The organism is Streptomyces sp. RK9, assembly GCF_045070545.1.
GTDB classification, from domain to species: Bacteria; Actinomycetota; Actinomycetes; order Streptomycetales; family Streptomycetaceae; genus Streptomyces; species Streptomyces alboflavus.
In genome coordinates, this window is record NZ_CP173703.1 from 4,265,521 (window position 1) to 4,285,162 (window position 19,642).

The 19,642-nt window shown below is 73.8% G+C and carries 1 protein-coding gene; it reads left to right on the plus strand.

Annotated features, from left to right (window positions below; all coding sequences use genetic code 11):
- Nucleotides 1-40: 40 nt before the first annotated feature.
- Entirely contained in the window at nt 41-19,642 is a 19,602-nt protein-coding gene (locus AB6L24_RS17640; protein WP_405656306.1) for a type I polyketide synthase, read from the plus strand.

Consider the following 19,642-nt stretch of genomic DNA (forward strand, 5'->3'; position numbering starts at 1 on the left):
CCGCAGGTCCGGACTCTCACCAAAAGGGGTAACAAAGCACATGTCGAACGACGACAAGGTCCTCGACTACCTGAAGCGCGTCACCACGGATCTGCGGCAGACCAAGCAACGGCTGCGCGAGGTCGAGGAGAAGGCCGCCGAGCCGATCGCGATCGTCGGCATGAGCTGCCGGTTCCCCGGCGGCGTCGAGTCGCCCGAGGACCTGTGGCGTCTGGTCGAGTCCGGCACGGACGCGGTGTCGGACTTCCCGACCGACCGCGGCTGGGACGTGGAGTCCCTCTACGACCCGGACCCCGACCGCTCCGGCACCACCTACAGCCGCAAGGGCGCCTTCCTCGACCGCGCCGCGGAGTTCGACTCCGGCTTCTTCGGGATATCGCCGCGCGAGGCCTTGGCGATGGACCCGCAGCAGCGGCTGCTCCTGGAGACCGCGTGGGAGGCGTTCGAGCGGGCGGGCATCGACCCGCACACCCTGCGCGGCAGCCGGTCCGGTGTGTTCGTCGGCACCAACGGCCAGGACTACGCCGCCCTGTTGATGGCCGCGATGGAGACCGTCGAGGGCTACGCGGGCACCGGCATCTCGGCGAGCGTCATCTCCGGCCGCCTCTCGTACACGTTCGGCCTCGAAGGCCCGGCCGTCACCGTCGACACGGCCTGCTCGTCCTCCCTTGTCGCCCTGCACCTCGCGGCGCAGGCCCTGCACAAGGGCGAGTGCGACATGGCGCTCGTCGGCGGCGTGACGGTGATGTCGACACCCGGCTCCTTCGTGGAGTTCAGCCGCCAGCGCGGCCTCTCCGTGGACGGCCGGTGCAAGGCGTTCGCCGAGGCCGCCGACGGCACCGGCTGGGGCGAGGGCGCCGGCATGCTCCTCGTGGAGCGCCTGTCGGACGCCCAGCGGCGCGGCCACAAGATCCTCGCGGTCGTGCGCGGCTCCGCGGTCAACCAGGACGGCGCGTCCAACGGCCTCACCGCCCCCAACGGCCCCTCCCAGCAACGCGTCATCCGCCAGGCCCTGGAGAGCGCGGGCCTCGCCCCGACCGACGTCGACGCCGTCGAGGCACACGGCACCGGCACCACCCTGGGCGACCCGATCGAGGCCCAGGCACTCCTCGCCACCTACGGCCAGGGCCGCGGCGCCGAGCCCCTGTGGCTCGGCTCCGTGAAGTCCAACGTCGGCCACACCCAGGCCGCCGCCGGTGTCGCGGGCGTGATCAAGATGGTCATGGCGATGCGCCACGGCGTACTGCCGCAGACGTTGCACGTGGACCGGCCCTCGACGCACGTCGACTGGTCGGCGGGCGGCGTCGAACTCCTCACACAGGCCCGGCCGTGGCCGGAGACCGGCCACCTGCGCCGCGCCGGTGTGTCGTCCTTCGGCGTGAGCGGCACCAACGCGCACGCCATCATCGAGCAGGCCCCCGCCGTCGAGCAGGAGGAGGACCCGGAGCCGGTACGCGACGGCCTGGTGCCCTGGGTCCTCTCGGCCCGGAGCCCCGAGGCGCTGCGCGTCCAGGCCGAGCGGCTCCGCTCCCACGTCGCCGGCCTCCACCCCCAGGACGTCGGCTTCTCGCTCGCCACCACACGGGCGGCCCTGGAACACCGTGCCGTCGTCGTCGCGGACGACCACGGGTCCCGCCTGACCGCCCTCACGGCACTGGCCGAGGGCAGGCAGACCCCGGGCCTGGTGACGGGCACCGCCGGCAGCGGCCTGCTGGGTTTCCTGTTCTCGGGTCAGGGGTCGCAGCGGCTCGGCATGGGGCGTGAACTGGCCGAGCGTTTCCCGGTGTTCGCGGAGGCGCTGGACGAGGTGCTTGCGGCGTTCGATCCTTCGGTACGTGGCGTTCTGTTAGGTGAGGATGCCGAGGCGCTGAATGAGACCGGGGTGACGCAGCCCGCGTTGTTCGCGGTCGAGGTGGCGCTGTTCCGGCTGTTGGAGTCGTGGGGTGTTCGCCCCGACCTGCTGGCGGGCCACTCCATCGGTGAGCTGGCGGCGGCGCACGTCGCGGGTGTGTGGTCGCTGGCGGACGCCGTGAAGGTGGTGTCGGCGCGGGGTGCGTTGATGCAGGCGCTGCCGTCCGGTGGCGCGATGGTCGCGATCCAGGCCACGGAGGCCGAGGTCGCCGCTGAGGGTTTGCCGGAGACGGTGGGTATTGCGGCGGTTAATGGTCCTCACTCGGTCGTCGTTTCCGGTGTCGCTGCCGATGTCGATGCGGTCGCGGAGCGGTGGCGTGCGGAGGGCCGCAAGGCGACCCGCCTGAAGGTGAGCCACGCGTTCCACTCGCCGCTGATGGACCCGATCCTTGACGACTTCCGCGCGGTCCTGGCGGAGGTGTCGTACGAGGCGCCCCAGATCCCGATCGTGTCGACGCTGACCGGGCGGCTCGCCACGACCGAGGAGCTGGCGTCCCCGGACTACTGGGTGCGGCATGTCCGCGAGGCCGTGCGCTTCGCCGACGCCGTCGTGTCGCTCCGCGAGCAGGGTGTCGACGCGTTCGTGGAGGTCGGCCCCGGCGGCACGCTCTGCGCTCTCGGCCTGGGCAGTGCGCCCGAGGCGGTGTTCCTGCCCGCGCTGCGTACGGACCGGCCCGAGGAGAACGCGTTCCTCACCACGGTCGCCGCGCTGCACACGCACGGCGTGGCGGTCGACTGGACCGCCTGCTTCGACGGCAGCGGCGCCCGGCAGGTCGAGCTGCCGACGTACGCGTTCCAGCGCGAGCGTTTCTGGCTGGACGTGCCCGCCGACGCGCGCACCGAGCGGATGTCGCCGGTGGAGGCGCGGTTCTGGGAGGCCGTCGCGGAGGGCGACCTCGCCGACCTGGCCCGCATGCTGAACGTGTCGTCGGACGACCCGCTGAGCGACGTGCTGCCCATGCTGTCCGCCTGGCGCACGGAGCAGCAGGGGCGGGCCACCGTGGACGGCTGGCGCTACCGGATCGACTGGAGCCCGGTCACCGCCGCGAGCCGTCCACTGGACGGCGTCTGGCTGGTCGTGGCGCCTGCGGGCGAGGACCGCGCCGCATGGGTGCGTGCGGCGCTGGCCCGGGGCGGAGCCGACGTCCACACCCTGGACGTGGATCCGGAGACGGTCGACTGGGCGGAGCAGCTGAGCGAACTGCCCGCTCTCGGCGGAACGGTCTCGCTCCTTGGGCTCGCCGATGCGGGCGAGTCGGCGGTGCCCGCAGGGGTCACGGCCACGATCGGCCTGCTGCGGGCGCTCGGTGACGCGGGCGTGGAGGCGCCGTTGTGGTGCCTGACGTCCGGTGCGGTGGCGGCGGCCGACGGCGACGCGGTCGCCGGGTTCGAGCAGTCGTTGGTGTGGGGTCTCGGCCGGGTGGCCGCGCTGGAGCAGCCGGGCCGCTGGGGCGGTCTGGTGGACCTGCCCGCGGCGCCCGACGAGGCGACCGGTGAGCTGCTGGCCGCCGTGCTCGCCGGTACGGGCGGCGAGGACCAGGTCGCGTTGCGCGGCGACGGGATCCTCGGTCGCAGGCTGGTGCCCGCGCCGCTCGGTGGTGCCGCCCCCGAGGGCTGGTCGCCGCGCGGCACGGTCCTGGTGACCGGCGGCACCGGCGCGCTCGGCGCGCACGTCGCCCGATGGCTGGTGGCGAAGGGCGCCGAGCACCTGCTCCTCACGAGCAGGCGCGGCGCCGCGGCCGAAGGCGCCGAGGAACTGCGTGCGGAGCTGACCACGCTCGGGGCGCGCGTCACCATCGCGGCCTGCGACGTCGCCGACCGGGACGCGCTGGCCGACGTACTCGCCTCCGTGCCCGCCGAGTTCCCGCTCACCGCGGTCGTGCACGCGGCCGGCATCGAGCGCACGGCCCCGCTCGCGGAGCTGGACGAGGACGACCTGGCCGGTGTGCTCGCGGCGAAGGTGGACGGCGCGCGGAACCTGCACGAGCTCCTGGTCGACACGCCATTGGACGCGTTCGTGCTGTTCTCGTCCATCGCCGGTGTGTGGGGGAGCGGTGCGCAGGGCGCGTACGCGGCTGCCAACGCCTACCTGGATTCCCTGGCCGAGCACCGCAGGGCCGCGGGCCTGCCCGCCACCGCTGTCGCGTGGGGCCCGTGGGCCGACGGCGGCATGGTCGCCGACTCCGGTGCGGACTCGGCGGCACAGCTGCGCCGCCGGGGCCTGAACTCGATGGCTCCCGTCGTGGCGATCGCGGGCCTGGCCACCGTCCTGGAGCGCGGCGACGGGAACATCGTCGTCGCCGACATGGACTGGGAGCGGTTCGCGGGCACCTTCATGGCGCAGCGCCCCAGCCCGTTGCTGAGCGAACTGCCCGACGTGCAGGCCGCGTTCGCCACCGCTCCGGCCGAGCAGGGCACGTCGGCGCTCGCGCAGCGCCTGGCCGGTCTGGACGAGGCCGAGCAGGAGCGTCAGCTCACGGAGCTGGTGCGGTACGAGGCCGCTGCCGTCCTCGGCCATGTCTCCGGGGACGCGTTCTCCGCGACCCGTGCCTTCCGCGACCTGGGCTTCGACTCCCTGACAGCCGTCGAACTGCGCGCCCGCCTCACCGAGGCGACCGGTCTCGCCCTTCCGGCCACGCTGGTCTTCGACTACCCGACGGCCGCCGTCCTGGCCGCCTACCTGCGTACCGAACTGTCCGGTGCGGGCATCGCCGCCGCCCCGGTCGCCGCCGCCTCCGTCGCGGCCGACGACCCGATCGCGATCGTCGGCATGAGCTGCCGCTTCCCCGGGGGTGTGGCCAGCCCGGAGGACCTGTGGCAGCTGCTCCTTTCCGGTGGCGACGCGGTCACGGAGTTCCCGGCCGATCGCGGCTGGGACGTGGAGGCCTTGTACAACCCCGACCCGGACGCGGTCGGGACCACGTATCTCAAGTCGGGCGCGTTCCTGTCGGACGTGAGCGGCTTCGACGCGGGCTTCTTCGGGATATCGCCGCGCGAAGCCCTGGCCATGGACCCGCAGCAGCGGCTCCTCCTCGAAACCTCCTGGGAGGTCTTCGAGCGCGCCGGCATCGACCCGGCGTCGCTGCGCGGTGAGAGCGTCGGTGTGTTCGTGGGCTCGAACATGCATGACTACGCGTACGTCCTCGGCGGCGCCGCCGAGGACACCGGCGGCTACGCGGCGACCGGCAACGCGTCCAGCGTCGCCTCCGGCCGCCTGTCCTACACGTACGGCTTCGAGGGCCCGGCCGTCACCGTCGACACGGCCTGCTCGTCCTCCCTTGTCGCCCTGCACCTGGCCATCCAGGCCCTGCGCTCGGGCGAGTGCTCGCTGGCCCTCGCGGGCGGCGTGACCGTGATGGCGACGCCGGGCTCGTTCATCGAGTTCAGCCGCCAGCGCGGCCTTTCGCAGGACGGCCGCTGCAAGGCCTTCGCCGCTGCCGCCGACGGCACGGGCTGGGGCGAGGGCGTCGGCATGCTCTTCGTCGAGCGCCTCTCGGACGCCCGCCGCAACGGCCACGAGGTGCTCGCGGTCGTACGCGGCTCGGCGGTCAACCAGGACGGCGCGTCCAACGGCCTCACCGCCCCGAACGGCCCCTCGCAGCAGCGCGTCATCCGCCAGGCCCTGGCGAGTTCAGGCCTGGCCGCGTCCGACGTGGACGCCGTGGAGGCACACGGCACGGGCACGACTCTGGGCGACCCGATCGAGGCCCAGGCGCTGCTCGCCACCTACGGCCAGAACCGTGCCGACGACCGGCCGCTGTGGCTCGGGTCGGTCAAGTCGAACATCGGCCACACGCAGGCCGCCGCGGGCGTCGCGGGCATCATCAAGATGGTCATGGCGATGCGGCACGGAGTGCTGCCCCAGACGCTGCACGTGGACGAGCCGTCGCCGCACGTGGACTGGTCCGCGGGCGCGGTGGAACTCCTCGCGGAGACCCGCTCGTGGCCCGCCGTCGACCGGCCGTGGCGTGCCGGTGTGTCGTCCTTCGGGTTCAGCGGGACCAACGCGCACGCCATCATCGAGCAGGCCCCCGTCGTGGAGCCGGAGGAAGCTCCGGAGCCGGTGGCCGACGGGCCCCTGCCGTGGGTGCTCTCGGCACGCGGCGAGGACGCCCTGCGCGGGCAGGCCGAGCGCCTCACGTCCCTTGTGGACGAGCACGCGCTCGCCGACGTCGGCTACTCGCTCGCCACGACGCGGTCGGCCCTGGACCACCGCGCGGTGGTCGTCGCCGGTGACCGGGACGAGTTCCTGACGGCTCTGACGGCGGTGGCCGCCGGCCAGGCGAGCGGCGCCGTGGTCTCGGGCGTCGCGGCTGAGCCCGGCCGGGTGGGTTTCCTGTTCTCGGGTCAGGGGTCGCAGCGGCTTGGCATGGGTCGTGAACTGGCCGCCCGTTTCCCGGTGTTCGCGGAGGAGCTGGACGAGGTCCTTGCCGCCTTTGATCCTTCGGTGCGGGAGGTGCTGTTCGGTGAGGATGCCGAGGCGCTGAACGAGACGGGGACGACGCAGCCCGCGCTGTTCGCGGTCGAGGTGGCGCTGTTCCGTCTCCTTGAGTCGTGGGGCGTGCGTCCGGACGCGCTGGCGGGCCACTCGATCGGTGAGTTGGCTGCGGCGCATGTGGCTGGGGTCTGGTCGCTGGCGGACGCCGTGAAGGTGGTGTCGGCGCGTGGTGCGTTGATGCAGGCGCTGCCTGAGGGCGGCGCGATGGTGGCGATTCAGGCGTCCGAGGCTGAGGTGATGGCTGAGGGCTTGCCGGAGTCGGTGGGTATTGCGGCGGTTAATGGTTCTCACTCGGTCGTGGTCTCTGGTGTCGCTGCCGATGTCGATGCGGTGGCGGAGCGCTGGCGCGGGGCGGGTCGTAAGGCGACCCGTCTGAAGGTGAGCCACGCGTTCCACTCGCCGCTGATGGACCCGATCCTTGAGGACTTCCGCGCGGTCCTTGAGGGCGTGTCGTACGAGGCGCCCGCCATCCCGATCGTGTCGACGCTGACCGGACAGCTCGCCACGGCCGAGGAGCTGGCTTCCCCGGATTACTGGGTGCGGCACGTGCGCGAGGCCGTGCGCTTCGCCGACGCCGTGGGCGCTCTGGTCGCCGAGGGTGTGGCGACGTTCGTCGAGGTCGGCCCCGGTGGCGCGCTGTCCGCCCTGGGCCAGGAGTCCGCCCCGGACGCGGTCTTCGTACCCCTGCTGCGCGCTGATCGGCCGGAGGCGACCGCCGCCACCACGGCGGCCGGACAGCTGCACGTGCGCGGCGTCCAGGTCGAGTGGGCGGCGTTCTTCGCCGGGCGCGGCGCGCGCCGTGTGGCGCTGCCGACGTACGCCTTCCAGCACGAGCGCTACTGGCCCGAGGCGTTGGCGCTGACGGGCGACGTCACCGCGGCCGGGCTCGGTTCGGCGGAACACCCGCTGCTGGGTGCGGCTGTTGCTGTGGGTGGCACGGACGGTGTGCTGCTGACCGGCCGGCTTTCGGTTCGGACGCATCCGTGGCTGGCCGAGTACGTCGTCCAGGGTGTGGCGTCGCTGCCCGGTGCGGCGTTCGCCGAGCTGGCGGTGCGTGCGGGTGACCAGGTCGGGTGCGATCTGGTGGAGGAGTTGACCCTCGAGGCGCCGCTCGTTCTGCCTTCGGACGGCTCGGTGCGGGTGCAGGTGTGGGTCGGCGCGTCGGACGAGTCGGGTCGGCGTGAGCTGACGTTCTACTCCAGTGCGGGTGACGTCGAGGACGGGCGGTCCTGGACCCGGCATGCCGTCGGTGCCCTGCGCGAGGGTGGCCGCACTGAGGGGGTCTCCCTGGAGGTGTGGCCTCCGGCGGGGGCCGAGGCCGTGGACCTGGAGGGGTTCTACGACGAGCGGGCTGACGCCGGGTTCGGCTACGGGCCGGTGTTCCAGGGCCTGAAGGCCGCCTGGCGCAAGGACGGCGAGGTGTTCGCCGAGGTCGCGCTGCCCGACGGCGTGAAGTCGGACGGCTTCGGGCTGCACCCGGCGCTGCTCGACGCGACGCTGCACACGGTCGGCCTCACGGACGGCGCGGACGCCGACGACAGGCTGCCGTTCGTGTGGTCGGGTGTGCGCCTGCACGCCTCCGGCGCGACGGCGCTGCGGGTGCGCCTCGCCCCTGCCGGAGCGGACGCGGTGACGCTGACGCTCGCCGACGGCGCGGGCGCCCCCGTCGCGACGGTGGACTCCCTCGTCCTGCGTCCCGTGACGGAGACACTGTCGAGGCAGGACCCGGAATCGCTGTTCGGCGTCGACTGGGTGTCCGTGCCCCTGCCCGACGGCGACGCCCCGACGGCCGAACAGGCCGACCTGGAAGCGCTCACCGCGTCGCTGGCGGCCGAACTGCCCGACTTCGTGGTCCTGTCCTGCCCCGACACCTCGGCGTCCGACCCGGCCGTCGGCGCGCACGACGCCGCACACTGGGCGCTGACCACGGTCCAGGCCTGGCTGGCCGACGAGCGCTTCGACGCGGCCCGCCTGGCCGTCGTGACCAGAGGCGCGATCGCCGCCTCGGCCGACGAGGCGGTACGGGACGTCGCGCAGGCCGCCGTATGGGGCCTGGTGCGGTCCGCCCAGTCGGAGAACCCCGACCGGATCGTCCTGGTCGACCTCGACGAGGAGGCGGCCTCGCTGGACGCGCTGCCCGCCGCGCTCGCCACCGGCGAGCCGCAGGTGGCGCTCCGCTCGGGCACCGCGCGCGCCCCGCGCCTGGCCAGGGTCAGCCCGTCCGCGGTGGACGACCCCGGCTTCGGGCCGGGTGCGGTGCTGGTCACCGGCGCCACGGGCACCCTGGGCGGCCTCGTCGCCCGGCACCTGGTCGCCGAGCGCGGCGTACGCGATCTGCTCCTGGTCAGCAGGCGCGGCGCCGCCGCCGAAGGTGCCGAGGAACTGCGGGCCGAACTGGCCGCGCAGGGCGCCGAAGTGGTGCTCGCCGCCTGCGACGTGGCCGACCGCGAGGCTGTCGCCGCGCTGCTGGCCGCACACGACATCTCCGCGGTCGTCCACACCGCAGGCGTCCTCGACGACGGCGTGATCGGCTCGCTCACCCCGGACCGGATCGACACCGTCTTCCGCCCGAAGGTCGACGCGGCCTGGCACCTGCACGACCTGACCCGCGACCTGGACCTGTCCGCGTTCGTCCTGTTCTCCTCGGTCTCGGGCACGCTGGGCGCCCCCGGCCAGGGCAACTACGCGGCGGCGAACGCCTTCCTGGACGCGCTCGCGCAGCACCGCAGGGCCGCCGGGCTGCCCGCCACCTCCCTCGCGTGGGGCCTGTGGGCCGAGGCCAGCGGCATGACCGGAGACCTCGGCGCGGCCGACATGAAGCGGCTGGGCCGGGGCGGACTGCTCCCGCTCCGCACGGCCGAGGGCCTCGCCCTGTTCGACGCGGCGGGCTCGACCGGCCGCGCCGCGCTCGTACCCGTGCCCCTGGACCTGCCCGTGCTGCGCCGCGAGGCCCGCACCCGCCCCGTTCCGCACCTCCTGCGCGGCCTGGTGCGCTCCGCCGCGCGCAGGACCGCCGAGTCGGGCGCCGGCGCGAGTTCGGCGCTGGCCCGCTCGCTCGCCGGCCTGAGCCTCGCGGACCGCGAGAAGGCCCTCCTCGACCTCGTACTCGGCCACGTGGCCGTGGTGCTCGGCCACAGCTCGGCGGGTGCCGTCGCACCCGGCCGCGCGTTCAAGGACCTCGGCTTCGACTCGCTCAGCTCCGTCGAACTGCGCAACCACCTGGGCGCGGCGACCGAACTGGCCCTGCCCGCCACCCTCGTCTTCGACTACCCGACGCCCGCGGCGCTCGCCGCGCACCTCGGCGCCGAACTCGCGGGCGTCACCGTGGTCGAGACGGTCACGGGCACGGCCATGGCCACGACCGACGAGCCGATCGCGATCGTCGGCATGAGCTGCCGCTTCCCCGGCGGCGTCGAGTCGCCCGAGGACCTGTGGCGGCTCGTCGAGTCCGGCGCGGACGCCCTGTCCGGCTTCCCCACCGACCGCGGCTGGGACGTGGAGTCCCTCTACGACCCGGACCCCGACCACGCGGGCACGACCTACGCGCGTGAAGGCGGATTCCTGCACGGCGTAGGGGAGTTCGACGCGGACTTCTTCGGCATCTCGCCGCGCGAGGCCCTCGCCATGGACCCGCAGCAGCGCCTTCTCCTGGAGACGTCCTGGGAGGCCTTCGAGCGCGCCGGGATCGACCCGCACGCGGTGCGCGGCAGCCGTTCGGGCGTGTTCGTCGGCACCAACGGCCAGGACTACGCGGCGCTGTTGATGGCCGCGCAGGAGAGCGCCGAAGGGTACGCGGGCACGGGCAGTGCGGCGAGCGTCATCTCGGGCCGCCTCTCCTACACGTTCGGCCTCGAAGGCCCGGCCGTCACCGTGGACACCGCGTGCTCCTCGTCGCTGGTCGCCCTGCACCTCGCGGGCCAGGCGCTGAACAAGGGCGAGTGCGAACTGGCTCTGGTCGGCGGTGTGACGGTGATGTCCACGCCGGGTGCGTTCATCGAGTTCAGCCGCCAGCGCGGGCTCGCCGCCGACGGCCGGTGCAAGTCGTTCTCCGAGGGCGCGGACGGCACCGGCTGGGGCGAGGGTGTCGGCATGCTGCTGGTGGAGCGTCTGTCGGACGCCCGCCGCAACGGCCACAAGGTCCTTGCGGTCGTACGGGGTTCGGCGGTCAACCAGGACGGTGCGTCCAACGGCCTCACCGCCCCGAACGGTCCCTCCCAGCAGCGCGTCATCCGCCAGGCGCTCGCGAGCGCCGGCCTGGCGCCGTCCGACGTGGACGCCGTCGAGGCGCACGGCACCGGCACGAAGCTGGGCGACCCGATCGAGGCCCAGGCGCTGCTCGCCACGTACGGGCAGAACCGTGCGGGTGACCCGCTGTGGCTCGGCTCGGTGAAGTCGAACGTCGGCCACACGCAGGCCGCCGCCGGTGTGGCCGGTGTGATCAAGATGGTCATGGCGATGCGCCAGGGTGTGCTCCCGCGCACGCTGCACGTGGACGCGCCGTCGTCGCACGTCGACTGGTCGGCGGGCGCCGTCAAGCTCCTCACGGAGACCCAGCCGTGGCCGGAGACCGGCCACCTGCGCCGCGCCGGTGTGTCGTCGTTCGGCGTGAGCGGCACCAACGCCCACGCCATCATCGAACAGGCCCCGGTGGAGGAGGAGTCGGCCGCTGACACGGCGCCGGTGCCCGACGGCATCGCGCCGTGGGTCCTCTCGGCCCGGAGCGCCGAGGCGCTGCGGGCGCAGGCCGTGCGGCTGAAGTCCCTCGTGGACTCGGCCCCCGAGCTGACCGTGGCGGACGTGGGCCACGCCCTGGTGTCGTCGCGGGCGGTCCTCGAACACCGCGCGGTGGTCGTCGCCGGTGAGCGGGACGAGTTCCTGGCCGCGCTGGCGGCCCTGGCCGATGGCAAGTCGAGCGGTGCTGTGGTCACGGGTGTTGCCGATGAGCCCGGTCAGGTGGGTTTCCTGTTCTCGGGGCAGGGGTCGCAGCGGCTCGGGATGGGGCGTGAACTGGCGGAGCGTTTCCCGGTGTTCGGGGAGGCGCTGGAGGCCGTGCTCGCGGAGTTCGACCCGCGGGTGCGGGAGGTGCTGTTCGGTGCGGATGCCGAGGCGCTGAACGAGACGGGGGTGACGCAGCCTGCGTTGTTCGCGGTTGAGGTGGCGCTGTTCCGTCTCCTTGAGTCGTGGGGTGTCCGTCCGGACGCGCTGGCGGGCCACTCGATCGGTGAGTTGGCTGCGGCGCATGTGGCCGGGGTCTGGTCGCTGGCGGACGCCGTGAAGGTGGTCTCCGCGCGTGGTGCGTTGATGCAGGCGCTGCCCGAGGGCGGCGCGATGGTCGCGATCCAGGCGTCCGAGGCCGAGGTGATCGCTGAGGGCTTGCCGGAGACGGTGGGTATAGCGGCGGTCAATGGTCCTCACTCGGTGGTCGTCTCCGGTGTTGCCGCCGATGTCGAAGCTGTCGCGGAGCGCTGGCGTGCTGCGGGCCGTAAGGCGACCCGCCTGAAGGTGAGCCACGCGTTCCACTCGCCGCTGATGGACCCGATCCTTGACGACTTCCGCGCGGTCCTGGAGGGCGTGTCGTACGGAGAGCCGTCGCTCCCCATCGTGTCGACGCTGACCGGTGCCCGGGCTTCTGCCGAGCAGTTGGCCTCGCCCGAGTACTGGGTGCGGCACGTGCGCGAGGCCGTGCGCTTCGCGGACGCGGTGGGCGCTCTGGTCGCTGAGGGTGTGGCGACGTTCGTCGAGGTCGGCCCCGGTGGCGCGCTGTCGGCGCTTGGCCAGGAGTCCGCCTCGGACGCGGTCTTCGTCCCGATGTTGCGCGGCGACCGTGCGGAGGACGTCGCTGCCACGACCGCCGCCGGACAGCTGCACGTGCGCGGCGTCCAGGTCGCCTGGGATGCGTTCTTCGCCGGTCGCGGCGCGCGCCGAGTAGACCTGCCGACGTACGCCTTCCAGCGCGAGCACTACTGGCTGGACGCCTCGTACTCGACCGGCGACGCCGCGGCGATCGGGCTCGGTGCGGCGGAACACCCCCTGCTGGGGGCGGCTGTTGCCGTCGGTGGCACGGACGGTGTGCTCCTGACCGGGCGGGTCTCGGTCCAGACGCACCCGTGGCTGGCCCAGTACGTGGTCCAGGGATCGGCGCTGCTGCCGGGCGCCGCGTTCGCCGAACTGGCGGTGCGTGCCGGGGACCAGGTCGGCTGCGGCCTGGTCGAGGAGCTGACGCTCGAAGCGCCGCTCGTCCTGCCCGAGTCCGGGTCGGTGCGGATGCAGGTGTGGGTCGGCGCGTCGGACGCGTCGGGTCGGCGTGAGCTGACGTTCTACTCCAGTGAGGGCGATGTCGAGGACGGTCGTGCGTGGACCCGGCACGCGGTCGGTGTGCTGCGCGAGGCCGCCCTGTCCGACGGGGTCTCCCTGGAGGTGTGGCCTCCGGCGGGGGCCGAGGCCGTGGACCTGGAGGGGTTCTACGACGAGCGGGCTGACGCCGGGTTCGGCTACGGGCCGGTGTTCCAGGGCCTGAAGGCCGCCTGGCGCAAGGAAGGTGAGCTGTTCGCCGAGGTCGCGCTGCCCGACGGCGTGAAGGCCGACGGCTTCGGGCTGCACCCGGCGCTGCTCGACGCGGCCCTGCACGCCATCGGCCTCACCGACGGCACGGACCCCGACCAGCTGCCGTTCTCGTGGTGGGGCATGCGCCTGCACGCCTCGGGCGCGACCGTGCTGCGGGTACGCCTCACGCCCACGGACACGGCGGACGGCGTGACGCTGGTGATCGCGGACGGGGCGGGCGCCCCGGTGGCCACGATCGACTCGCTGATGCTGCGCCCGGTCCAGGCCGACCAGCTCGCCCGCGACGAGCGCGGCGACGCGCTCTTCGGCGTCGACTGGACCTCCGCCCCGCTGCCCGACGGCGAGACACCGACGACCCGGCGGACCGACCTGTCCGACCTGTCCGAGCTGTTCGGCCTGGAGGAACTGGCCGGGGCGACGGAACTCCCCGACTTCGCCGTCCTGTCGTGCCCGAGCGCCGCCACGTCCGACCCCGTCGCCGCCGCGCACGAAGCGGCGCACTGGGCCCTGACCGCGGTCCAGGCCTGGCTGTCCGACGAGCGGTTCGAGGCGGCGCGCCTGGTCGTCGTGACCAAGGGCGCGGTTGCCACCACGGACGACGAGGACGTACGGAACGTCGCCCACGCCGCCGTATGGGGCCTCGTCCGCTCCGCCCAGTCGGAGAACCCCGACCGGATCGTCCTCGTCGACCTCGACGAGGAGGCGGCCTCGCTCGACGCGCTGCCCGCCGCACTCGCCACCGGCGAACCCCAACTCGCCCTCCGGTCCGGCGACATCCGCGTCCCCCGCCTCACCAGGGTCAGCCCCTCCGTGGTGGACGACCCCGGCTTCGGCCCCGGCGCGGTGCTGGTCACCGGCGCCACCGGAACCCTGGGCGGCCTCGTCGCCCGGCACCTGGTCACGGAGCGCGGCGTCCGCGACCTCCTGCTCGTGAGCAGGCGCGGCGCCGCCGCCGAGGGCGCCGAGGACCTGCGCGACGAACTGGTCGCGCTGGGCGCCGAAGTGACGTACGCGGCCTGCGACGTCTCCGACCGCGACGCCGTCGCCGGCCTGCTCGCCGCACACGAGATCTCCGCCGTCGTGCACACCGCAGGTGTCCTCGACGACGGCACGATCGGCTCGCTCACCTCGGACCGCATCGACACTGTCTTCCGGCCCAAGGTCGACGCGGCCTGGCACCTGCACGAGCTGACCCGCGACCTGGACCTGTCGGCGTTCGTCCTGTTCTCGTCCGTCGCCGGTGTGTTCGGCGGCCCGGGTCAGGGCAACTACGCGGCGGCGAACGCGTTCCTGGACGCCCTCGCGCAGCACCGGCGCGCGGCCGGGCTGCCCGCGACCTCCCTGGCCTGGGGCCTGTGGGCGGACGCGAGCGGCATGAGCGGACAGCTCGACGAGGCCGACGTGAAGCGGATGAGCAGGGGCGGCGTCATCCCGCTCCGCTCGGCCCAGGGCCTGGCGCTGTTCGACGCGGCGGGCACCACGGGTCGCGCCGTCCTCGCGCCCGTCCCGCTCGACCTGCCCGCCCTGCACCGGCAGGCACGCACCAACCCCGTACCGCACCTGCTGCGCGGCCTGGTGCGCTCCGCCGCGCGCAGGACCGCCGAGTCCGGCGCCGCCGCCGGATCCGCGCTGGCCCGGTCGCTGGCCGGGCTGACGGGGGCCGAGCGGGAGAAGGCGCTCCTCGACGTGGTCCTGGAGCACGTCGCCGTGGTCCTCGGCCACGGCTCGGCGCACACCATCGTGCCCGACCGCGCGTTCAAGGAGCTGGGCTTCGACTCGCTCACCGCCGTCGAACTGCGCAACCGCCTCGGCGCCGCCACCGAGCTGCGCCTGTCCGCGACACTCGTCTTCGACCACCCGAGCCCCGCAGCGCTCGCCGCGCACCTCGGCACCGAACTCACCGGCGCGCCCGCCGTCGTGACGGCCACCCGCACGACGGCATCGGTGAGCGACGACCCGATCGCGATCGTCGCCATGAGCTGCCGCTTCCCCGGCGGCGTCAACTCGCCCGAGGACCTCTGGCAGCTCGTCCACGACGGCGTCGACGCCGTCGGCGAGTTCCCCGGGAACCGCGGCTGGGACCTGGCGAACGTGTACAACCCCGACCCGGACCACGCGGGCACCTCGTACGCACGGGAAGGAGCCTTCCTGTACGACGCGGACCAGTTCGACCCGACGTTCTTCGGGATATCGCCCCGCGAGGCCCTCGCCATGGACCCGCAGCAGCGCCTCCTCCTGGAGACGTCCTGGGAGGCCTTCGAGCGCGCAGGGATCGACCCGAGCGCGGTGCGGGGGCGCGACATCGGCGTCTTCACCGGCTCGAACGTGCAGGACTACACCCTGCTCCTGGCGAACAGCGACGAGACCGTCGAAGGCTTCATCGGCACGGGCAACGCGGCCAGCGTCGTCTCTGGGCGCGTCGCCTACGCCTTCGGCCTCGAAGGACCCGCGGTCACGGTCGACACCGCCTGCTCCTCCTCGCTCGTCGCGCTGCACATGGCGGTGCAGGCGCTGCGCACGGGCGACTGCTCGATGGCGCTCGCGGGCGGCGTGACGGTGATGTCGACGCCGGGCTCGTTCATCGAGTTCAGCCGTCAGCGCGGCCTGTCCACCGACGGCCGGTGCAGGCCGTTCTCGTCGGACGCCGACGGCACCGGCTGGGGCGAGGGCGTCGGCACGGTCGTCCTGGAGCGGCTCTCCGACGCCCAGCGCAACGGGCACCAGGTGCTCGCGGTGGTCCGCGGCTCCGCCATCAACCAGGACGGCGCGTCCAACGGCCTCACCGCGCCCAACGGCCCCTCGCAGCAGCGGGTCATCCGCCAGGCCCTGGCGAGCGCCGGACTCCAGGCGTCCGACGTGGACGCCGTCGAGGCACACGGCACCGGCACGAAGCTGGGCGACCCCATCGAGGCCCAGGCCCTGCTCGCCACGTACGGACAGGACCGCGAGGGCGAGCCCCTGTGGCTCGGCTCGGTCAAGTCCAACATCGGGCACACGCAGGGCGCGGCCGGGGTCGCGGGCATCATCAAGATGGTCATGGCGATGCGGCACGGCGTGCTGCCCAAGACCCTGCACGTCGCCGAGCCCACGTCGGAAGTCGACTGGTCGACCGGTGACGTCGCGCTCCTCACCGAGGCGCACGACTGGCCGGACACCGACCGGCCGCGCCGGTTCGGCGTGTCGTCGTTCGGGTTCAGCGGCACCAACGCGCACGCCATCATCGAGCAGGCACCCGCCACCGAAGCCACCGACCAGCGCGCCGAACCGGACACGTCCCTGGTACCGCTGCTCGTCTCGGCCAAGGACGACGAGGCGCTGCGCGCGGGAGCCGACCGGCTGCGCGCCCACCTCGCGGCGCACCCCGACCTCGACCCGCGCGACGTCGCCGCGACGCTCGCCGTGTCGCGGTCGGCCTTCGACAGCCGCGCGGTCGTCGTCGGCGAGAACCGTGACGGGCTTCTCGCCGGCCTCGCCGCGGTCGTCGAGGGACCCACGGCGGTCGCCCGGGGCGTCGAGTCGGCGCGGGTCGCGACGGGTGTCGCGGGGCCCGCGGGGAAGGTCGCGTTCGTGTTCCCCGGCCAGGGTTCGCAGTGGCTGGGCATGGGCGCGGAGCTGGCGGAGTCGTCGCCGGTGTTCCGTGCCTCGATGGAGGCGTGCGCCGAGGCCCTCGCGCCGTACGTGGACTGGTCGTTGTGGGACGTCCTCGCCGACGCGGAAGCGCTGGAACGCGTCGACGTCGTGCAGCCCGCGCTGTGGGCGGTGATGGTGTCCCTCGCGGCGCTGTGGCGCTCGTACGGTGTGGAGCCGGACGCGGTTGTCGGGCACAGCCAGGGTGAGATCGCCGCCGCGCACGTCGCGGGCGCCCTCTCGCTCGCCGACTCCGCGAAGATCGCCGCGCTGCGCAGCAAGGCGATCCTGGCGCTGTCCGGACAGGGCGGCATGGTGTCGCTCGCGGCGACGGTCGACGACGCCCGGGAGTGGATCGCGCCGTGGGACGGGCGGATCTCGATCGCCGCGGTCAACGGACCCGGCTCGGTGGTCGTGTCGGGTGACGCGGACGCCCTGGACGAGCTGGTCGAGGCCGGCGCCGCCGACGGCACCCGCGCCCGGCGCATCCCCGTCGACTACGCCTCCCACTCGCCGCACGTCGAGCGCCTCCAGGACGAACTGGCGACCGTGCTCGCCGGGGTGGAACCCCGGGCCGCGCGCGTACCGATGCTGTCCACCGTCACCGGGGAGTGGCTGACCGGCACCGAAGTGGGCGCGGACTACTGGTACCGGAACCTGCGGAACACCGTGCGCTTCGAGGAGGCCACGCGCGGCCTGATCGAGCGGGGCGTCGGCGCGTTCGTCGAGTGCAGCCCGCACCCCGTGCTGACCTTCGGGGTACGCGAGACGCTGGACGCCACCGACACGCGGGCCGTCGTCGTGGGCACCCTGCGCCGCGACGACGGTGACGTCGGCCGGTTCCTCGCCTCCGTCGCCGAGGCCCACGTGGCGGGCCTGCCCTTCGACTGGCACCAGCTGGTGCCCGAAGGACGGCACGTGGACCTGCCCACCTACGCCTTCCGGCGCGGGCGGATCTGGCCCGCCATGGCCGCGGCGCCCACGGGCGACGTCACCGGGACCGTCGACGCGCAGTTCTGGGCGGCCGTCGCGGAGGGCGACCTCGGCGATCTCGCGGACGAGCTGGACGTGTCCCTCGACGACCCGATCGGCACGGTCCTGCCGCGCCTCGCCTCGTGGCGGCAGGCACAGTCCGAGAACTCCGAGATCGACGGCTGGCGCTACCGCGTCAGCTGGCTGCCGGTGCCCGAGCCCGTCGCCGCCCTCAAGGGCACCTGGCTCGTGGTGAGCCGGGACGGCGCCGGTGAGGAATCCGTCGCCGCCGCGCTGACCCGGCACGGCGCCCGCGTGCTGCCGGTCCGGGCGGGCGAAGCCGTGGACCGGGACGCGCTCACGGCGCGGCTCGCCGTCGACGAACCCGTCGCGGGCGTCCTGTCCCTGTTCGCCCTCGACCCCGAACTGCCGTCGGGCGGCGTGTACGCGACGCTCGCCCTGATCCAGGCACTCGGTGACGCCGAACTCGTCGCGCCCCTGTGGCACGCCACACGCGGCGGCGTCATGGTCGGCCGCTCCGACACCGCCGTCAGCCCCGAACAGGCCATGGTCTGGGGCATGGGCCGCGTCATCGGGCGCGAACAGCCCGAGCGCTGGGGCGGCCTCGTCGACCTCCCCGACTCCCTGGACGACCGCGCCGCCGCCCGCCTCGCCGGCATCCTGTCGGGCACCCGGGACGAGGACCAGGTCGCCATCCGGTCCAGCGGCGTGTTCGCCCGCAGGCTCGTGCAGGCCCCCGTGGGACACCTCGGCGACTGGGACCCCACCGGCACGGTCCTCGTCACCGGCGGCACCGGCGGCATCGGCGCACACGTCGCCAGGTGGCTCGTCGCGAAGGGCGCCGAACACCTGCTGCTCACCAGCAGGCGCGGCCCTGACGCCGACGGCGCGGAGGACCTGCGCGCCGAACTGACCGCGCTCGGCGCCCAGGTGACGATCGCCGCCTGCGACGTCGCCGACCGGGACGCCCTGGCGCGGCTCCTCGCGTCGGTGCCGGAGGAGTTCCCGCTCACCGCGGTCATGCACACGGCCGGTGTCCTGGACGACGGCGTCCTCACCGCGCTCACCCCGGAGCGGCTCGCCACCGTGCTGCGGCCCAAGGTCGACGCCGCGGTCAACCTGGACGAGCTGACCCGGGACCTGGACCTGTCGGCGTTCGTGATGTTCTCCTCGATCTCCGGCACGTTCGGCGCGGTCGCCCAGGGCAGCTACGCGGCCGCCAACGCCTTCCTCGACGCCTTCGCCGAACGGCGCGTGGCGCAGGGCCTCGCCGCCACCTCGGTGGCGTGGGGGCCGTGGGGCGGCGGCGGCATGGTCGGCGAGCAGCTCGCCGACATCCTGCGCAGCAAGGGCACCGCCCCGTTCGAGCCCGAACTGGCCGTCGCGGCCCTCGACCGGGCCCTGCGCCAGGACGACCCGACGGTCCTCGTGGTGGCGGACATCGACTGGAACGTGTACGCGCCCACGCTCCCGGCCACGTTCCTGCGGGACCTGCCCCTCGCGCACCGGGCCCCGGCCCCCGCCGAGGCCGCAGCGCCGCTCGACCTGTCGGCCGAGCTCGCCGCACTGCCCGCGCAGGACCGCGAGCGCGTCGTCCTCGACCTGGTGCGGGAGCAGGTCGCCGCCGTCCTCGGCTACGACACCACGACGGCCGTCGAACCCGGCCGGGCGTTCAAGGACCTGGGCTTCGACTCGCTCACCGCCGTCGAGTTCCGCAACGTCTTCAACACGGCCACCGGACTGAGCCTGCCCTCGACGCTCGTCTTCGACCATCCCACCCCGTCGGCGCTGGCCGCACACGTGCTGGAGCAGATGCTCGGCATGGGCACGCCCACCATCGACGCGGAGCTGGACCGCCTGGAGGCCGCGCTGGCCGTCCTCACGCCGGACGCCGAGCAGAGCACCGCCGTGGGCGACCGCCTGCGCGCGCTCCTGGCCAGGTGGGACGAGGCGCACACCAGCACCGAAGCCGCCACGTCCGGACCGGACGCGCGCACTGCCTCCGCGGACGAACTTCTCGCACTCCTTGATGAACAACTCGGTTCCTGA

Excerpts from the sequence above, each read along its gene's own strand:
- AB6L24_RS17640 (WP_405656306.1), top strand. The coding sequence starts at position 41 with ATGTCGAACGACGACAAGGTCCTCGACTACCTGAAGCGCGTCACCACG.